The sequence below is a fragment of the Sphingomonas sp. UYP23 genome (assembly GCF_054059235.1).
Genome location: NZ_JBSSBX010000001.1, coordinates 472372 through 492220 on the forward strand (window position 1 = coordinate 472372; position 19849 = coordinate 492220).

At 67.4% G+C, this 19849-nt stretch carries 11 protein-coding genes and 1 pseudogene; 2 read left to right on the forward strand and 10 right to left on the reverse strand.

The window, feature by feature from the left end; all coding sequences use genetic code 11:
* Positions 1-48 precede the first annotated feature (48 nt).
* Positions 49-2238 (forward strand): penicillin acylase family protein, encoded by a 2190-nt coding sequence (locus ACVWYO_RS02555; RefSeq protein ID WP_457348638.1) that lies wholly within the window; start codon positions 49-51, stop codon positions 2236-2238.
* A 5-nt stretch (positions 2239-2243) separates the two neighbouring features.
* Here the strand turns inward: ACVWYO_RS02555 and ACVWYO_RS02560 are convergent, their stop codons facing one another.
* The 8 genes and pseudogenes from ACVWYO_RS02560 to ACVWYO_RS02595 all read right to left on the reverse strand — a co-directional run bounded on the left by ACVWYO_RS02560 (position 2244) and on the right by ACVWYO_RS02595 (position 13529).
* Positions 2244-4679, reverse strand: coding sequence for a TonB-dependent receptor domain-containing protein (locus ACVWYO_RS02560; RefSeq protein WP_457348639.1), 2436 nt, complete (start codon positions 4677-4679; stop codon positions 2244-2246).
* Positions 4603-5559, reverse strand: a complete 957-nt coding sequence (locus tag ACVWYO_RS02565) for a FecR family protein (RefSeq protein WP_457348640.1) — start codon at positions 5557-5559, stop codon at positions 4603-4605. Before ACVWYO_RS02565 ends, ACVWYO_RS02560 begins: the two co-directional genes overlap by 77 nt.
* Complete coding sequence (locus ACVWYO_RS02570) at positions 5549-6109, reverse strand: RNA polymerase sigma factor (RefSeq protein WP_457348641.1); 561 nt, start codon at positions 6107-6109, stop codon at positions 5549-5551. Before ACVWYO_RS02570 ends, ACVWYO_RS02565 begins: the two co-directional genes overlap by 11 nt.
* Before the next feature lie 96 nt (positions 6110-6205).
* Complete coding sequence (locus ACVWYO_RS02575) at positions 6206-7078, reverse strand: glycosyltransferase (RefSeq protein WP_457348642.1); 873 nt, start codon at positions 7076-7078, stop codon at positions 6206-6208.
* Between the two features lie 272 nt (positions 7079-7350).
* On the reverse strand, positions 7351-8817 hold the full coding sequence (locus ACVWYO_RS02580) for a hypothetical protein (protein ID WP_457348643.1): 1467 nt from the start codon (positions 8815-8817) through the stop codon (positions 7351-7353).
* On the reverse strand, positions 8814-10103 hold the full coding sequence (locus ACVWYO_RS02585) for an N-succinylarginine dihydrolase (protein ID WP_457348644.1): 1290 nt from the start codon (positions 10101-10103) through the stop codon (positions 8814-8816). Before ACVWYO_RS02585 ends, ACVWYO_RS02580 begins: the two co-directional genes overlap by 4 nt.
* 27 nt (positions 10104-10130) lie before the next feature.
* Positions 10131-12487: pseudogene (locus ACVWYO_RS02590) on the reverse strand (transketolase).
* Positions 12488-12539: 52 nt separating this feature from the next.
* Positions 12540-13529, reverse strand: a complete 990-nt coding sequence (locus ACVWYO_RS02595; RefSeq protein ID WP_457348645.1) for a LysR family transcriptional regulator — start codon at positions 13527-13529, stop codon at positions 12540-12542.
* A gap of 159 nt (positions 13530-13688) precedes the next feature.
* On the opposite strand from ACVWYO_RS02595, the gene ACVWYO_RS02600 reads away from it, so the two are divergent.
* Entirely contained in the window at positions 13689-14987 is a 1299-nt protein-coding gene (locus ACVWYO_RS02600; RefSeq protein WP_457348646.1) for a spinster family MFS transporter, read from the forward strand.
* A 47-nt stretch (positions 14988-15034) separates the two neighbouring features.
* Here ACVWYO_RS02600 and ACVWYO_RS02605 read toward each other — a convergent pair whose 3' ends face one another.
* The gene (locus tag ACVWYO_RS02605) at positions 15035-17572 is read right to left on the reverse strand and encodes a TonB-dependent receptor (RefSeq protein ID WP_457348647.1); all 2538 of its coding nucleotides are present in this window, start codon (positions 17570-17572) and stop codon (positions 15035-15037) included.
* A 133-nt stretch (positions 17573-17705) separates the two neighbouring features.
* Positions 17706-19757, reverse strand: a complete 2052-nt coding sequence (locus ACVWYO_RS02610; protein ID WP_457348648.1) for a tetratricopeptide repeat-containing sulfotransferase family protein — start codon at positions 19755-19757, stop codon at positions 17706-17708.
* Positions 19758-19849: the final 92 nt, after the last annotated feature.

Below are 19849 nucleotides of genomic sequence, written 5' to 3' on the forward strand. Positions count from 1 at the left end.
GGCTCCACGATCATTGTCGCCGCGGACGATGCCCGATAGCGTCGCTTCATGGATAGACTCACCCGCCGCCCGCGCAACCTGTTCGCTTTGGCGGCGCTGCTCGCGGTCGCCGCCGCCCCCGCCCCTGATGAACAGAGACGCTGGCGCGCCGAAGCAGCGCGCGTCACGATAACGCGCGACGATTGGGGAATCGCGCATGTCGCCGGCAAGACCGACGCCGATGCGGTGTTCGGCGCGATCTACGCGCAGGCCGAGGACGATTTCAGCCGGATCGAGGCGAATTATCTCACAGCACTCGGGCGCACCGCCGAGGCCGAGGGCGAAGGCGCGATCTGGGCGGATCTGCGTCAGCGGCTTTATGTCGATCCGCTCGCACTCCAGGCGCAATACCGGGCGAGCCCCGCTTATCTCCGGACGCTGATGACTGCCTGGGCCGACGGGCTCAATTATTACCTCGCGACACACCCGCAGGTTCGCCCCAAGGTCCTCACGCGGTTCGAGCCGTGGATGGCCTTGTCCTTCACCGAGGGCAGCATCGGCGGCGATATCGAGCGGATCTCGCTGTCCGACCTCGCTTCCTTCTACGGCGGCCGGCCGATCACCATAGCGTCGGAGGATACGGGGCCCCTACCCCGCGAACCGCGCGGATCGAACGGCATCGCGATCGCGCCGAAGAACACGGTCGACGGCCATGCGCTGCTGCTGATCAACCCGCACACCAGCTTCTACTTCCGCTCCGAACTGCAGATGACGAGCAGCGAAGGGCTGAACGCGTACGGTGCGTCGACCTGGGGGCAGTTCTTCATCTATCAGGGCTTCAACGAGCAGGCCGGGTGGATGCACACCTCCTCGGGCGTCGACAATGTCGACAGCTTTGCCGAGGAGATCGGGCGATCGGGCGCGACCGCGTCCTATTGCTACGGCAAGACGATGCACCCGCTGCGAAGCTCGGTCGTGACGCTCTCGTACCGCAAGCCCGACGGCACGCTGGCCGCGCGCAGCTTCACGACCTTTGCCTCGCATCACGGCCCGATCGTCGCCGAGCATGGCGGAAAATGGATCGCGCAAAGCCTGATGTGGAAGCCCGTCCCCGCGCTCGAGCAAAGCTGGCTGCGCACCAAGGCACACGATCTCGCCAGCTACATGAAGGTTGCCGAGCGCAAGGCGAACTCCTCGAACGACACGCTGTTCGCCGACGCCAAGGGCGAGATCGCTTATCTCCACCCGCAATTCGTGCCCGTCCGCGACGACCGCTTCGATTATTCCAAGCCGGTCGATGGCGCCGATCCGGCGACCGACTGGCGCGGGCTGCACACCGTCGCGAGCCTGCCCAATGCGATCAACCCAGGCGTCGGCTGGGCACGCAACACCAATGACTGGCCGTGGAGCGCGGCAGGGCCCGACAGCCCCAAGGCGAAGGACTATCCGCGCTACATGGACAGCGTCGGCGAGAACCAGCGCGGCGTGCATGCCGACCTGCTGCTCACCGACCGGCACGATTTCACCCCCGAACGGCTGATCGCCGCCGCCTATGACAGCTACATGCCCGCCTTCGCGACGCTGATCCCGCCGTTGGTGAAGGCGTATGATGCACTCCCCGCAACCGACCCGCGTCGGGCGAAACTCGCCGCGCCGATCGAGATGCTGCGCGGCTGGGACGATCGCTGGGGCACCGAATCGGTCGCCACCACGCTCGGCGTGCTCTGGGCCGGACAGATGTGGCGCGAGGTCGGCAGCTTCGTGCAGGCCGAGCAGATCAACGTGCCGCGCTATATCGCCACGCGCGTGTCCGACAGCGCCAAGCTCGACGCGCTCGGCTCGGCGGTCGACCAACTCAAGCGCGACTTTGGCGATTGGCGCGTCGGCTGGGGGCGGATCAACCGCTTCCAGCGGCTCGACGATGCGATCGCCCCGCACTTCGATGATGCCCGCCCAAGCATACCCGTCCCCTTCGCCTCGGCGCAATGGGGCAGCCTCGCCTCGTTCGGCGCGAAATTCTATCCCAATACCACCAAGCTCTACGGATCGAGCGGCAACAGCTTCGTCGCGGTGGTCGAGTTCGGCCCCCGGCTGCGCGCGTGGGCCGTCACCGCGGGCGGCGAAAGCGGTGATCCGGTCTCGCCGCACTTCGGCGACCAGGCGACGCGCTACGCGGGCGGCGCCTTGCGCCCGGTCTATTTCTATCCCGACGATCTCGCCGCCCATGTCGAACGGCGCTATCGGCCGGGCGAACGCTGAACTCGCTACCAGGCGACCGACACCCCCAGGCGCACGTTGCGCGGCCGCAGCGGCGTCGTCTGCTGGCGTGAGGCGAGGATCAGCGGGTTGCCGAGCGAAAAGCGATTCGCCGTCGCGTTGGTGAGATTGTCCGCCGCCAGCGTCAGATCGAATTTGCGCCAGTGCCACGCGATATCGGCATCGAGCACCGCGTAATTCCCCTGGCTGACGTCGAGAAAATCCCCCGTTCCCAGCACCGACCGCCCGACATAGCGCCCCGACGTCCCGATACTCAGCGTCGAGGCGTCCTGCAGCATCCAGTGGTAGCTCAGTCCGGCATTCCCCGCGAAAGCCGGAGTCTCGGGCAACCGCCGATTGGCCTTGGTCGAGGATTGCGCGAGCGGTCCGTCGACGACGTTGTGCGTATAGAGAAACGCGAAATTGGCGTGCAGCCCGCGCACCGGCACCCAATCACCGGTCGCCTCGAGCCCGATGATGTCGGCATTGCCGATGTTCGCCGTGTAGGGCTGGCCACGGCGCGTATAGAGATCGGCCTGGATGTCGCGCCAGCGCGCATACGAGCCCGCCACCGTCAACTCGAGCCCGGTCGCGCCGGTGCGCTGCTTGCGCAGGCCGGATTCGATCACCGTGATCGAGTCCGAGCCGAAATCCTGCACGCGCCCGACACCGCTCGCCACCGCGAGTCCGCCGGTGCGATATCCCGATTGCAGCCGCGCGAACAGCGCCAGGCGGGGCCCCACCAGCCATGACGCAGCGAGCGTCGGATCGACTCGCCGCGTCGCGCGCCCCTTGACGAAACTGTTGCTGCGCGGGGTGACCGACGGCTCGCCATCGGTGCGCGCGCTGGTCACGCGCGCGCCGCCGGTCAGCGTCAACCGCGCGGTGACCGGCCAGTTCGCCTCGCCGAATACCGAGAGACTGTCGGTTCGGTTGCTCACGCCGATGATGTCGCGCGGCTGGTCGGGAACGCCGAACGTGCGCGCCTGGACGTCGCGATCCTCGAGAAAGGCGAGCCCGACCAGCCAGCCGATCTTGTCGGGCACCGCACGCGACAGGCGCGCTTCCTGGACGAACAATTTGTCGCTCTGCTCCGTGGTGTACACGGTCGGCCCGGTCGCGCCGATCGCGCGCGAGGCGTCGAACGTGTCGAAGGTCCGCAGATCGACATACCCCGTCGCGGAAACCAGATCGAGCCCGCTGTCCCAATGCTTGCGCACCACGCCGCGCGCGAGCTTGATATGGCTGCTATACGGCTGCGCGAACACCGAGCGACGCTCGAGCGGGCCGCTCATCGTCTCGGCATATTGCGCGTCGGTCGCGTCGATCTTCTGCCCGAGCGCTCCGAGCTCGATATTCCAGCCATCGCCCGGCGCGATCACGAGGCTGGCACGGCCACCGAGCCGGTCGGTCCGGTTGATATTGCCGAGCCCCCGCATCGAATCGGTGATGTAGCCGCCGTCGCGCTCGTGATAGCCGACGACCCGCAGACCGACGCGATCGGTAAGGATCGGCAGGTTGATCATCCCCGCCGCGTCATAGCCCGCCTCGCCGCCCTGCGTCGCGGTAACGCCGCCGCTGAGCGAGGCGTGCGCCTTGGCGAGATCGGTCGGGTTGGGCTCGAGATGGATGATCCCGCCGATCGCGCCCGATCCGTACAGCGTCCCCTGCGGCCCCTCGAGCACCTCGACGCTCTTCATGTCGTAGAGATTGAGGCTCGGCTCGGGGCCGGCAAAGCCCAACGGGACTTCGTCGAAATAGAGGCTCGCGGTCGATTGCGTCGGGCCGTTGAAGCTGCTGTCGGCGATGCCGCGGATGAAGATCTTGTTGCGCCCCTCGCCGAGCTCGGTGTTCTGCAGCACCGGCGTGTCGCGCGCGACATCGTCCATCGTCACCGACCGCGCCGCGAGCGAACCCGGCGCGAACCCACCGATCAGCAATGCGCTCCCGGGAAAGCGCAGCAGGGTCGATCCCTGTTTGCTCGCGGTGACGACGATGTCGCCGGTATTTTCGGGCGCCGCGGTACGCTTGTGCGCCGGCGGGCGGGGTCGCGGCACGATGGTCGCGACGGGCGCCCGAACGACGCGGTAGCTGCGCGCATCGATCGCGATCGCGCGATACCCCGTGCCGTCGAGCAAGCGCCGCAACGCCTCGCGCGGCGCCATCTGCCCGCGCACCGCGCGCGCGCGGACCCGCGAGAGGCCCGGCTCGGTGCTGATGATGTCGAACCCGCTTTGTTGGGCGAGCGCAGTGAGCGCGCGATCGAGCGGTTCCGCCGCGATCGATACCTGCACGCCTTGCGCGCTCGCGCTTTCGGGCAGCAAGGTCGCTAAAGCGATCGCAAGTGGCGCGGCGATGCGCAGAGCATTATTGAGGCGAGATAAACCACCGCTCGCCATCGTGATGCCAGTCAGCCCCAACCAATGCGGCCAGATGCGGGACATCCCGCGCCGCCGTCCCCGTCAGGCGGACCATGCCGCTAAAGGGACGCTGCGACAAGCTCGCGTCGATCGAAAGCGTGACCCCGTCGATGCGCAGCACCGCGCTTGCGACGCGACCGAACGGCTCGCCGGCAAAGGCGATCGCGCCGCTGCGCCACGCGCCGACCTTGGCGACATCGATCTTGGACACGGTGATGCTGCCGACATCCTCCTGGACGGTCGCCGCCGCGCCGGCGCGCAACGCGACCGCTTCGCGGTTCGGCTGGAGCAGCACCGATCCTTCGGCGACCTGCACATCGAGCCGCTTGCCGTCGCGCGCGACGTTGAACACGGTGCCGACGTCCTGGACGACCTGCCCGCCAGACCGGACGGTGAACGGGGCGCCGGCGTCATGATGGACGTGAAAGGTCGCCTCGCCCCACTCGAGCGTCGCGATGCGCGGATTGGCGTGGTCGAGCAGCAGCCGGCTCGCGCCGTTGAGCTCGATCCGCGTGCCGTCGTTGAGCGCGATGTCCTGCCGCTGGCCGGGCTTGGTCTCGACCGTGTACGGCGAAGCGCTGCTCCCACCGATGGGGACGAACATCAGCGTCAGGCTGGCCGCCGCCGCGACGGCGAGGCCACCACCGGCCCACGCCCAGACGCGACGTGGTGTGCGCGGCGCAACGGGTGCGTCGATCGGCGCGGCGAGCGGCTCGGCTGGATAAATTTCGGGATGATCGCCCAGCAGCGCCATGTCGAGCGCGACCGCGTCGAAGGCGCGCGCATGTGCGGGATCGGCCTCGAGCCACGCCACGAAGGCATGCCACGCCTGATCGTCCATATCGGCCTGGCGTAGCTGCCAGTCGACGGCGCGATCGACGATGTGCGCTGCTTCAGCGGTCACGGTTCGATTCCCCTTCGCTCGATAGACGATGTGGGTATTCGGAATCCGCCTCACTCGCGGCCTTATAGACTTGTATTTCTTTGACCGCCCTTCGCAATAGCTTTTCGACGCCGCTCAGCGTCATGCCCAGCCGCGCGGCGATCTCCTTTTGCGGCACGTCCTCGAGCCGATAGAGCCGCAGCGCGATGCGCATCCGCTCGGGCATCGCCGCAAGCGCATGTTCGAGCCGCGTGAGCCGCTCGCGGTCGAGCAGGCTGCGTTCGATCGTCGGCTGTTCGTCGGCGGCGGGCTGGACTTCGAGCCAGGCGGTGTCGCGCGCACCCGCGCGCGTCGCGGCGATCCGACGGTCGGCGGCATGGTTGGATGCCATGCGATAGAGATAGGCCGCAGGCTGCGCGACAGGTTGGCTTTCGGGAAGCTGATCGAGCTTGATCCACATGTCCTGCAACGCGTCTTCGGCGTCGGCGCGATTGCCGAGCCGGGCAACGAGCAGGCGCAGCAGCATCGGCTGCTCCGCCAGAAACACGGCCTTGAGCCCGCTTTCGCTCACCGGATCGTCGGAGTGTGGACCATGCCCCAGCGTAGAGCGCCGAACGCGGTCGCCCGCAAGTCCTGTGACACGCAATTGCCCCGTAATGGCGCGAGCTTACGCCGCTTTCTGCAAGTCGGGCGCGAAATCGCCCTCGGCATAGAATTGCCGCTCGCGAATGCGGTCACTCGACAGGCGCCGTGCGGCGAGGCGGCGCGCAAGGAACTGGTAGAAGAACCAGTCGCGCGCTGGTTTCGGCGTGGTGTGATACAGAACGCGCTCGCCAAGCGTCCAGCGGATCGATTCGCGGTCACGCGGTCGCGGCGACGGGGCGCACCACAGGCCTTCGCCGTACGCCAGCCGCCCGAACTTCGCCATGCGATGCATGATCTCGTGATCCTCGAGCACATAGCCCCAGCGCAGCGCGTCGAACTGGCCGGCACGACGCAGCACATCGGTGCGGAACACCTGCCCCGCCCCGCCGGTATGGCATTGCGCCGGGAGCAGCCACGCCGCGCGCGCCATCCGCCTCGCGGCCTGGACATGGTCCTCGTCGGTCGCGCTTGGCGTGACGAAATAGGCCCCGCCCGCGACCGCGCCGCCATCGAGGAGCCGCTCGGCCTGGCGCAGATAATCAGCTGGGTAGAGCGTATCGGCATCGCACGTCGCGACGAACCGCGTGCGGGTGCGATGGACGCCGGTCTGGAGCGCGTTGACCTTGCCCGGTCGCTGCTCGACGAGCAGCGTGAACGCGAGCCCGAGCCGGCGGCAGGTCGCGGCCGCGACCGCGCCGCTGCCATCGGTCGAACCGTTATCGACGAGGATCAGCTCGAACGGCACGTCCTGCGCGGCGAGGCTGGCAAGCGTTCCATCGAGGAAATCGCGCTCGTTAAAGAACGGGATCAGCACGCTCCAGCGCGGCAACGCGGTCGCGGCCGGACGCTTCCCCGGAGCTTCCCACTCGGGATAGTATTGCGATTCGAGCAGCATGGCCGTTTCCTGTGGGCGTCGATCAGACGGTCTTAGAAAAAAGCGGAGAGAGCGCGGATCGCCGGAATGGCCCGCGCTCGGTTTGCGATGGTGCGGCCGCCCCCCGGCCAACCGCACGCAATGCTGGACGCGATACGAGTGGTGAAACCCGTCAATTGGTTCGCGGTCGGCATCGGCAAACGAGATCTCCTCGTTAACAGAACGATACCGATGCCGGATAACCGGACAGGAAATATTGCGCTGCGGAACTTTTTTTGAGGTCGCGCGTGCGGTCAGCGCTGATAGGCGCGATCGGCGCGCAGATAGACGATCGCGCGGTAGTCGTTACGGGCAGTATTGAACACCGGCCGATAGTCGCGCGCGAGCGCTGCCGCGACCGCGACGTGGCTCTGCGTGTTCCACTCGGCGAGCGGGCGGCTGGCGGTGACGATCACCGGTGGGCGGCGCGCAAGGATGCGGCGCACCTCGGCGGCTTCATCGATCCCGGTTGCGCCCTGCTCGGGCGCATAAGCGAGTGTCGACGGGAACGCATAGGCGGTCGGCAAGCAGGCGTCGGCGAGTTGATAGACGATCGCATCGCCGATGAAGACATAGGGACATGCGTCCCCGCTATTGGCCTTCACCACCTTGGCCAGCGCGCGGACGCCCGGCGCATCGTCGGGGCGAATCGCCGCCTCGACCGCAAACACCGTAAGCCCGGCGGCGACGATCGCCAGCGCGACGCGACGATGCCGCGCGAACGTCACCGCAGCGAGCGTCAGCAGCGGCGGCAGCAAGGGCAGCGCGTAATGATCGAAATACACGCCGAGCAGGACGAACGGGACGAGCGCCGCACCCAGCCATGCCGTCGCCAGCCGGACCTCGCCCCGGTGCCACCCGCGCTTCACCGCTACCCCGGCGCAAATCGCCGGCAGGAGGAGCTGCGCGCTGATCCCGGCGAGCCGGCGTGCGGTCAGATCGGGCGGATAGCTGTACGCCCCACGCGCGACGATCGAGCCGAAATTGTCGTACCAGAAGGCCTGGAACGCTGCGGGACCGAGCTGCCAGTAATAGCCGAGCGCCGCGATCGTCGGTGCCAGCCCCAACGCCAGCCACACGACCGCCGCGCCGAGCATGACGCGCGCCCGCGCGCCCGCGCGATGCAGATAATAGAGGTGTGCCAGGCCGAACAGCGCACCCTCCACCGCCGGGGTATATTTGGTCTGGATCGCCAGCCCCGCGAGCAGGCACGCCCCCGCCCCGCTCAGCAAGATCGCGCGCGTCGCGCCCGCCCGCGCCAGCGCCGGCAGACGCAGCAGCAGGACCGCACCCACGGCCATGAACAGGTTGAAGAAGACGGGTGCCTGCCCGGCGCGCCCGCTCAGCAGCGGCAACCACACCAAATAGGCCGCGCCGCCGAGCAACGCCCCGGCCGCATTCGCCCCAGCCAGGCGCGCCGCACGGCCGATCGCCCAGGCGGTCAGCACCGCGAAGAGCAGCGCCACCAGTTGATAGGCAAGGATGCCGTCGCCCGGAAACGCCTGCGTCGCGGCATAGATCAGGAACAGGCCGATCGGCTTGCGATCCCACAGGTCGATATAGGGCAAGGCGCCGTGCCACATCCGCGCCCCGACGAGCACGTAATATTGCTCGTCGGTATGGATGATCGGATTGCCGAAATCGGGCCCGCGCAGCGCGAGCGAGAGCAGCAGCAGGACGAACGGCGGCGCGGCCTGGCGCAGCCGCTTGGTGGCGTTCAAAGCTCGCCCGGCCCGAACCCCAGCGTTTCGAGCAACACCGCCCGCGCCGTCCGGCATCGCCGCCACAGATCGGAATCGCCGAGGTCGTCGGGGGCAATGTGCTCGGGCCAACAGCGCTCGACCACGGCCGCGATCCGGTCACAGCGCGCCGCATCGAGCAGGAAACGCGGATCGATCGCGGCATACGCCGCATCATCGACCGCGACGCGCAGCCGCAAGCAGGCCGGACCGCCGCCATTGCGCATCGATTCGCGCAGATCGAGCACGTCGATCCGCCGCACCGGGCCGTTCCCCGCGACCAGCCGCTGCAACCAGTCCCACACCGCGGGTAGGTCGCGACATTCGCCGGGCACGATCAGCGCCATCGTTCCATCGGGCAGCGTCACCAACTGCGAATTGAACAGATACGATCGGATCGCCGCCTCGAGCGAGACGCTCGCTGCGGGAACCTCGAGGATCACCGCCTGGGGCAGACGCGCGCGGATGAAGGCATAGACCGCAGCGGGGTCCTCGAACGCCTGTTCGTGCGTGAACAGCACGGTCTCGTTGGCGACTGCGACGACATCATTGTGGAACGCGCCCGCGTCGATCGCCGCCTGGCTTTGCTCGACGAGCAGCATGTCCGCCGGATCGAGACCGTGACGGCGCGCGACCGCGGCGCTCGCGGCGCGGGTCTGGCGCGCGGGGAAGCCGGTGTCGCGGCGCACGCCATAAACGAACAGCTCGATCCCGCGCGCGCCGTGGTGGGGTGCGAGCCGCATGAAATTGGCCGCGCCCTCGTCGCCGAGAGCGGCGGGCAGCGCGTCGTGGACCGTGAAATGGCGCGCGTCGCCGAACGCGAGCCGCACCTGGCGCGCGGTCTGCGGCGCCTCGAGGCTGCGGTGGAGCATCGTCGACAGATTGGCGACCGAGATGTGGCAGCGCCCGTCGCCGGTATCGGGCGCGGGCGAGACGGTGCCGGCATTGGCGGTCCACATCGCCGAGGCGGCCAGCACATTGCGCAGCAACCCCGGATCCTCGCGCCACGCCGCAGCAAGCACGGCGTCGTCATCGCCGGCAAAGCCGAGCTGCCGCAACCAGGTCGCATCGGGCCGGTCATGCGGGAGCAGCAGCCCCTGCGGCAGCCCGAGCGCGAGCATGTGGCGCATCTTGGCGATGCCCTGGAGCGCCGCCGCGCGCGGCGCGGAGACCGCGCCCGCGTTGCTCGCCGAGGCGATGTTGCCGAACGACAGCCCGGCATAATTGTGGCTCGGCCCGACCAGCCCGTCGAAATTGATCTCGCGCATTCTCCGCAGCTACCGCACTCGCGGGCGCTAATCCACCGGCCCGAGGCAAAGTTCGGCGACGGCGTCGACGATCGCCTCGGCATCGAGCCGATAGGCGCGGAACAGGTCGGGCAGATCGCCCGTCTGGCCGAAACGATCGGTGCCGAGCGGGCTCACGCGCATCCCGCGCACGCTGCCGAGCCACGACAGCGTCGATGGCGCGCCGTCGATGATCGTGACGAGCTTGGCATCGGGCGCGAGTTCGGCGAGCAAAGTATCGGCATGGCTCGCCGCGGTCGCGCCGGTCCAGCGTCCGGCGTGACGCGCCGACCAGCCGCGATGCAGCAGATCGGGCGAGGTCACCATCAGCAGCCCGAGACCCGGCACATCCTCGGCCAGCAACGCGGCCGCCTCGAGCACCTCGGGCGTCACCGCGCCGGTGAAGACGATCGCGATATCGGCGGCGCCGCCCGGCCGCTTCAACCAATAGCCGCCGCGCAAAGCGTCCTGCTGCCAGCCGTCGTCGGCGCGTTCGATCTGCTGGATCGTGCGCGTCGTCAGCCGGAGATAGACCGAGCCGCCGTCCTCGGCCTGCATGTGCGCGAAGGCCCAGCGCAGGATCAGCGCGAGCTCGTCGGCAAAGGCCGGCTCGAAATAGGTGAGCCCCGGCTGGCCGATCCCAATCAGCGGCGAATTGATCGACTGGTGCGCCCCGCCCTCCGGCCCGAGCGTCAGCCCCGACGGCGTCGCGACCAGCAGGAAGCGCGCGTCCTGGTAACAGGCGTAATTGAGCGCATCGAGCCCGCGCGCGATGAACGGATCGTACACCGTGCCGATCGGCATCAGCCGCGTTCCGAACAGCGGCGCGGCGAGGCCGAGCGCCGCGAGCATCAGGAACAGATTGTTCTCGGCGATGCCCAGCTCGATATGCTGGCCGGCATTGTCCCCGGCCCATTTCTGCGCGGTCGGAATGCGCGCGGCGGAAAAGACGTCCTTCAGTTCCTGCCGACGGAACAGCCCGCGCTGATTGACGAACGCGCCAAGGTTGGTCGAGACGGTCACGTCGGGCGAGGTGGTGACGATCCGGTCCGCCAGCGGGTGCCCCGATTTGGCAAGATCGAGCAGGATGCGTCCGAACGCCGCCTGGGTCGACAGCTCGGCGCCATCGGGCACGGCAAGCCGCTCTGGGACGGGCACCGCCTGTGCGTGCTGCGCCTTGACCGCCTGCGCCAGCGCGCTCGCCTCGACGACCGCGCGCGCCGATGCGGCGGCATTGTCGCCGAGCCCGCCATATGGCGCCCACTCATCCCCCTCGGCAATGCCGAGATCGCCACGCAATTGCGCGATCTGGCCCGGATTCATCAGCCCCGAATGGTTGTCCTTGTGCCCCGCGAACGGCAGCCCGTATCCTTTGACCGTATAGGCGATGAACAGCGTCGGCACGTCGTCGTCGCAGCGCGCGAACGCCTCGAGCAAGGTCGCGATGCAATGCCCGCCGAGATTGGTCATCAACGCAGCGAGCGCAGCATCATCCTGCGCGGCGATCAATGCGAGTGTCTCGCTTTGCCCCGCCAGATCGGCGATCAACCGCGACCGCCAAGCAGCCCCACCCTGATAGGTCAGCGCCGCGAACTCGGCATTGGGGCACGCGTCGATCCAGTCGGCGAGCGCCTGCCCGCCGGGCTCTGCGAACACCTCGCGCTGCTTCTTGCCGTGCTTCAGCGTCTCGACGCGCCAGCCGCACGTCTCGAAGATATCGTCGAAGCGGCGGAACATGCGGTCCGCCGTCGTGCTGTCGAGCGACTGGCGGTTGTAATCGACGATCCACCAGCAATTGCGGATGTCGTGCTTGTACGCCTCGATCAGGCATTCGTAGATATTGCCCTCGTCGAGCTCGGCATCGCCCATCAGCGCGATCATCCGGCCTGCGTCGGCCTCGGCCATCTCGCCATGTGCGATCAGATAGTCCTGGATCAGCGCGGCGAAGGCGGTGATCGCCACGCCGAGCCCGACCGACCCGGTCGAGAAATCACGGGGATCGTATCCTTGGTGCGGCTCGGATAGCTCTGCGCGCCGCCCATCCCGCGATAGCGTTCGAGCGCGTCCTGGCTCTGCTGGCCGAGCATATAGTGGATCGCATGCAGCACCGGCCCGGCATGCGGCTTGACCGCGACCTTGTCGTTCGGCCGCAGCGCGCCGAAATAGAGTGCGGTCATGATCGCGGTGATCGACGCGCAGCTCGCCTGATGCCCGCCGACCTTGAGCCCGTCGCGGCTCTCGCGCAGATGGTTGGCGTTGTGGATCGTCCAGGACGACAGCCAGCGCAGCCGCGTCTCGATCGTCTCGAGCACGGCGATGGTGGCGGGGTCGGTGTGGTGCGCGGGCGGGGTAGCGATCATATCCATGCCGCCTGATAGCCGATCGGCGCGCGACCGCGATGCCCCTTTTCGCAGCCGTTCACCCTGCCGCGACGGGCGTCCCCGCGCGCGCGGCGAATTGCGCGATCAGCCAGCTGCGCACCAGGCTGATCGTCGGATCGGCGAGATCGTCGGCGCGCAGCTTGAGGTAATAGCCAAAGCCGTCGTTGATGACCGTGTCATACGGCACGACTAGCCGACCGGCGGCGATTTCCGGCGCGAACATATCGATATCGGCAAGCGCGACGCCGTCCGAATGCATCGCATAGCCGACCGCGAGGGCATTGGCATCGAAGGCGAGCCCGCGCTCGACATCGAGTTCGATCCGGCACTGGCGCGCGAACGTGCTCCACAACAGCCCGCGCGGCTGCCCCTCGAGCTTGACGTGAAGCAGCGGATTGTCGGCGAGAAACCGCTCGAGCGACTTGCCGGCGTTGCGCCGCGCCACCTGCGGCGAACAGACCGGCGCGACGCGCACCATCCACAAAAGGTCGGTAACGCGGTCGTCGATATTGGGCCGGTCGAACACGATCGCCATGTCGGTCTCGCTGCTCGGCAAGCCGACCGCCGACGAGCTCGAAATGTCGATCCGGATCGCGGGATGCGCGGCATGGAACGCCTGGATCATCGGCATCACGACCTGCTGCAACAGGCTCGGCGGGATATGGAGGCGGATCGGGCGGCCGGTGTCGGGGTTGCTGCTGATCGCATTCATCGTCTGTTCGAGCCGATCGAACGCCTTGCCGACCTCGGGCAACAGCGTCGCGCCCGCCGCGGTCAACGCCAGCCCCTGCCCCGATCGATCGAACAGTTTGTGGCCGAGCAGCTTTTCAAGGCTGATGACATGCCGACTCACCGCGCTTTGCGACACGTCGAGCGCCTGCGCGCCCGCGGTGAAGCTCAGCCGCTGACCGACCGCGTCGAACGCGCGCAACGCGTTGAGCGGGAGCCAGCGCCGATTGACCGGGAATGGGCTGGAAATGGCGAACTCCTGAACGCTCGGTGCGGCACGGCTTGGCCGCCCTACCAAGCGTGTTTTCCAACGCGATGCAACGCTCAGCCGTGGCGAGGCGCACCGCCGCATCACGCCAGGCCTTTCTGCGCGCGCGTTCCGCGGCTAGGATTGTCGGCTTGTGACCCGTGCGGGTGTGGCGCGGGACGGCGAATGATTTGGGGTGCGACAGCGATCATGAAAACCACACCGCGGCTCGAATCGACGCGCTGGTATATCGTGCTCGTGCTCGGGCTGGTCTATGCGCTCAACATCGCCGACCGCTATGTCGTCTCGACCGTGCTTGAGCCGATCCGCAAGGAATTCGGACTGTCCGATTCGGGCGTTGCGTGGCTGACCGGAGTGTCGCTCGCTTTCTTCTACATCCTGGTCGGGCTGCCGATCGCGCGCGTCGCGGATCGTGCCAACCGCCGCAACATCGTCGCCGGCGCGATGATCGTGTGGTCGGCGGCGACGGCGCTGCTCGGCCTCACGCAAAATTACTGGCAATTCCTGCTCGCGCGGATCGCGGTCGGGGTCGGCGAAGCGGGCGGCACCCCGCCCTCGACCTCGATCATCGCCGACAATTTCCCGCGCGAGCGGCGAGCCTATGCGCTGACAATCTACGCACTCGGCCTGCCACTGGGCGCGTGGCTCGGGTCGAGCGCGGCGGGCGCGATCGTCGAGCATTTTCATAGCTGGCGCGCGGGTTTCATCGCGCTCGGGATTCCGGGCGTGGTGTTCGGGCTCGTCATCCTGCTGACCGTGCGCGAGCCTGCGCGCGGCCGCTTCGAACGCCAGAGCGAGGACAGCGAGCCGAGCGCGACCTTTGTCGACACGTGCAAGTTCCTGTGGTCGCAGCGTTCGGCGTGGCACATCAATGCCGCGGGCACGGTGATCTGCCTGTGGGGCTGGGGTCTGCTGTTCTGGACGCAGACCTATTTCGAACGTGCCTACGGCCTGTCGACCGCCGAGGCGGGCGCGCGGCTGGGCACGATCTATTTCTGGGCGGGCACCGTCGCGACGATTGCCACCGGCGCGATCCTCGCGCTGCCGCAGATGCAGGATCCCAAGCGGATCGCACAAGGGCTCGCCGCCATCGTCGCGCTGTCGACGATCCCGTCGTTCGTCATCTACTGGACGCATTCGCTCAGCCTCGCGACCGCGATGCTGTGGATCGTCGTGCCGGCGATCTATCTCTATGTCGGGCCGACGATGGCGCTGCTGCTCAACTTCATGCCCGCCACCATGCGCGCACAGGGCATGGCGATCAGCCTGCTTACCGCCAATGTCGCCAATCTGATCATCGCCCCGACCGCGGTCGGCTGGCTGAGCGATACGCTGGCGGGTCGCCTCGGCAGCAATGCGGAATCGCTGCGCTACGCTCTGCTCGCGTTATCGCTGACCGGCTTCTGGGCGGCATACCATTATTGGACGAGCGTGCGGACCTATGCCGCCGACGATGCGCGGATTCAGGGAGCGCGTGCCGCCGCGTAAGGCGAGCATCCGTCACCCCGGCCTTGCGCCGGGGTGACGCTGGAGGATCAGAACTTGACCTTCGCCCGCACGCCGATCGTGCGCGGGCGCGCATACGTCACGCGCGAGCCCGCCTGGTAGATCGCGTAATAGGTCGCGCGCTGGATATCGATCACCTTGACGCCATCGAACAGATTGTTGCCGAAGATGCCGAACTCGTAATTGCCGATATCATAGGCGATCGACGCGCTGGCATTGTGGCTCTCGGGGATCACCGCATAGGTCTGGCTGCGCCCGCCATTGCTCGCCTTGTCGACGATCAGCGCCTTGGTCGTCGGATCGAGCGTGGTCGAGAAGTTGTTGAACGTCGTCTGCTGCGACGAGATGTATTTGTACGTCGCCTGCAGATGGATCGCCCCGCGCCCGAGATCGGCATCGTAGAACGCCCCCGCCGACGCCGTCACGCGCGGCGAATACGGCGTGCGGTCGCCGTCGAACGCGCCGACCGTCGGGATGTCGCCGCGCGCGGTCGAATCGTTGAACGAGAAGCTGCCGTTGAGCGTGATGTTGCGCGTCGCCTTGACCGCCGCCTCGAGCTCGACGCCCTTGCTCGCGATCTTGCCCTTATTGTCGGTGAAGAAATACGAGCAGTTGAGCCGCAGCCGCGTCTGCACGTTGGACCAGTCGATATAGTAAGCGCTGGCGTTGAGCGTCACGCGACCGCCCGCGAACTTGGCCTTTTCGCCGATCGTATAGTTCCACAATTTGTCGGGCCCGAACGTCCCCGGCGCGGCGCTATACCCGTACGAATTGAGCTGCGTCGTGCAGCGCCCGGCGAGCCCCGCCGTGCCGAGCGGCACCGGCTGGTTCGCGCCGCCATAGCGGAAGCCCTTGGCGGCTTCGGCATAGATCAGCACATTGTCGTCGAGCTTGTACGAGATGTTGGCGCGCGGATTGACGCCGTTCGATTTCAGCGTCGAGCGGATCGACTGGGTGGTCCCCGTCGTGCGCCCCTGCGCGTCCTTGCCGAGCAACACGCCGAACGCGCCGCCTTCATAGAGATAATAGCTCTCCTTGAAGTTGAAGTAGCGCAGGCCCGCGGTCAGATCGAGCCGGTCGGTGACGTGCCACGTGCCGTCGGCATAGGCCGCGAACTGATGTTCATGGACGTCCTGCAGCCCCGAGAAGATGTCGTTCGAGCTGAACGCGCCATCGACGGTCTTCGAATCGTACAGGCCGGTCGGCGTCGCGAACGGGCCGAACGCGGCGTTCTGATACGACAGCGTGTCGAACCCGGCGACCGGGATGTCCTGGACGAGATGCCGGTTCTGCTTTTCGTAGAATGCGCCGACGGTCCATTTGACCGGGCCGTCATTCTTCGACACCAGCCGCGCTTCGGCCATGAAGTCGTTGAGCTTCTGATTGATCGTGTAATTCTCGGCCGGGATCAGGCTGGTGACCGCATGGTTGTAGCTCGCGGGCGGGGCGTAAAGCGGGTATTTTCCGGCGCCGGTGTAAGGCGCGTAATAGTTGGCGAAATAATAGCCGATCTGCGGATCGGGGCTCGCGTTGAAGCCGATCTTGCGGTCGGTATAAGCGCCGGTGACGATCACGTTGGCGAAGCCCGCGTCATAGTCGAAACCGCCGGTGTAGAGCTTGAACAGGTCGCGCGTGCCTTCGGCGCCGTTGCTTTCGTACTGATACGGCTTGAGGCCATCGAGCCCGGTGTTGAGCCCCTTCGCGCGGCTGTTCTCATAGGTGAAGCTGCCGTCGACGGTCAGCCTGTCGGTCGGCGTCCAGCGGACCGCGACGCGGCCCTGCGTCGAGCGGTTGCTGTTGGCGTTGTCGACGCGGTGCTGGCCGATATTGTCGATGAAGCCGCCATCGTTGCCGACGAAGATGTTGCCGCGGACCGCCAGCTCGTCCTTGATCAGCGGGATGTTGACCATGCCGCGGACGTTATAGCTGCCCGCGCCATGCTCGGTGGTCGATCCGCTCGCTTCCGCGGTGCCGAAGAAGCTGCGTGCATCGGGCTTGGCCGTGACGAAGCGCACCGTCCCCGCCATCGAGCCCGCGCCGAACAGCGTGCCCTGCGGCCCGCGCAGCACTTCGACGCGGTCGAGATCATAGACCTTGAGGTCGGGGGTCTGCCCCTGCACCGAGATCGGCGTGTCATCGAGATACACCGCCACCAACGGCCGGTCCGAGGTGTCCGACGTGACGTAACCGCCCGTCGCGAGCCCGCGCAGGTTGAACTTGTTGAACCCGGGCGCGCCCTCGGTGATGACGAGCGAGGGGGTGAACTTGGCGAGATCGGACAGGTTGCCCTGCCCCGATTTGGTGATCTGGTCGACGTTCACCACCGACACCGCGATCGGCACCGTCTGCAGCGATTGCGCGCCCGAGCGTGTCGCGGTGACGACGATGTCGTTCAGTTCGTCGCCCTGCCCCGCCGCTTGCGGCGCGTCGGCGGGTGCTTGTGGATCCGGTGCGGCCAGCGCAACGCCCGGCGCGATCAGCGCAAGCGCCGCCCCCGACGCCATGAGCCGCGCGACGATGCGCGCAGGACGCGACGAAACGCTGTGACCGACAGAAATGCTCAACACGAAAGTCCCCTTTGCAATCCAGCTGCCCCGTCAAGGCAGCCATCGTGCAAGCCATTGGCGGCTGGTGCTTTCGACGCTGTCCCTGATCCCCCGTCTAAAATCGAAAATCGGATAGGGGCATCCAATTTTGGCATCAATGCCGATTGGCGGGCGCCTTGGCAAGCGGTCCGAGCGCATCGGCGAGTGGGGTAAGCCACGCTTCGAAAGGTCGCCATTGGTCGAGGCCATCGCGATTGATCGGCCGGCGGACCTGTTCCGAGCTCGGCGTCCGCACCGTCCGTCCGGTCTCGAAGAAGCGCAGGCACGCCGGCTCGAACGGCAGGCCGCAATAGTCGAGCAGGCGACGGATCTCGGACTCGGGATCGTCGATCAGCGCTTCATAGGCGATGCGGTGCACCCGGCCGGGCAGCACCGCATCGAAATGCGCCATCAGCGCGACGTAATCGCGGTAGTAATGGCCAAGATCGGCGAGGTCGTAGCTATAGGCCTGCCCCCGGGCGAACGCCTGTTTGAACAGCGAGAAGCAGCACGCCATCGGGTCGCGCCGGATATCGATGATCCGCGCGTTCGGCAGCATCAGCTGGATCAGCCCGGTGTGAAGGAAGTTGCCGGGAAACTTGTCGACCAGCCATGCCTTCCCCGTGCGGTGGGCCGCTGTCCGCTCGAGATAGGTTGTGCCGAGCGCATCGAAGGTCGCCTCCGCAACGTCGGCGATCGAGCCAGGGTAGCCCGGATGGCGCTGTGCGACCTCGCGCGCGAGCGTGGTGATGTCGGGCAATTCGGACGCGCCATCGACTGCACTGTGGCTCGCAAGGATCTGCTCGACCAGCGTCGATCCCGACCGTGGCATGCCGAGCACGAAGATCGGCCCGGTCTCGGCGCACCCCGCCGCGGCGTTGCGGCGGAACAGGTCCGCGTCGAATGCGCCGATCGAGTCCGCCACGAAGCGGTGCATCGCCGCGGCATCGTGCGGTTCGAGCACGGCGCGCGCGGCATTGCCCCGCGCGTAATGCGCGAAGGATTCTGCATACCGCGCCTCGTCTTCCAGCGCCTTGCCCAAAGCGAAATCGAGATAGGCGCGGTCGGCCGGATCTGGCGTTGCGGCGGCGGGGAGCGACAGCATTCGGGTGAGCTCGGCAGCGTCGAAGCGGACGGTCTTGAGGTTGGCCAGGCTCCAATACGCTTCGCCATAGCCCGGCCTGAGCGCAACCGCGCGACGATAGGCGGCGACGGCCTCGTCCTGCCGCCCCACTGCGCGAAAGGCGTGGCCAAGACCGTGCCAGGCGTCGGCGTCATCGGGCGTCGCGGCAAGCACAATCTGGTACGCGGCTATCGCCGCGACGACATTGCCGAGCTGCATGTGGATCGCCGCCGCCAGCGTTTCCAACGCGGCAAGCCCCGGCCGCGCCCGCAACGCCGCGCTGATCGCGGCCAGCGCGTCTTCGCCACGCTCCAGCCGGTGAAGCGCGATCGCATGCGCGAACTGCGCAGGAACGAAGTCGGGCGCGACACGGCGTGCCTGCGCGAGCAAAGCTTCGGCCGCGGCAAACTGCCCGTGCTGCAAGGCGATATCCGACAGCAAGCGGACCGCGCCGAGATCATTGAGATCGATCCCGAAGCGCGTGTGGAGCGTGGCACGCGCGTCCGGGCCGCGACCGTCGAAGAACGCCCGCGCTGCGACGCCGAGCGCCTGATCCGCGATACATCCCGGTACCAGCCGCGCTTGCGCCTCCCGCGCGGCATCGCTCCGCCCGAGCAACAGCAACTGGTCGCCAAGCGCGTGCCACGCCAGCGACGATGAAGGATTGGCGCGCGTCGCACGGTCGAGCGCTTCGGCCGTCGCCGGCCCGTCCCCCGACGCTGCGAGCGCCATGCCATATTCGTACTGCACCCCCCATGCCTGCGGCGTGTCGGCGGCGAGCGGCGCCAGCACAGCGCGCGCTTCGTCCCACACGCCCTGTCGCCGCAGCGCCGCGCCAAGCAGAAAGCGCGCTTCGACCGAATGCGGATCCGCCGCGAGAACGCGCCGAGCGCGCATAGCTGCCGCGGCAGGGTCGGCGCCAAGCAGCCGCTTGGCCTCTGCCAGCATGGTTTGCATGTTCGAATTGCCCAGCCGCTTGGTCCCCGCTGCGATCATCGGCGACGCGTCTAGCCAAGCCGCCCCGACAAATCCATCGATCGCCATGGCCCGCGCTCGCTCGAGCATCTGAGGCCGAGGGATATTCGCTCGAGGCCCCATCGGCTCAAGCTCGCTCCGATTAGCGCACAATATCTCGT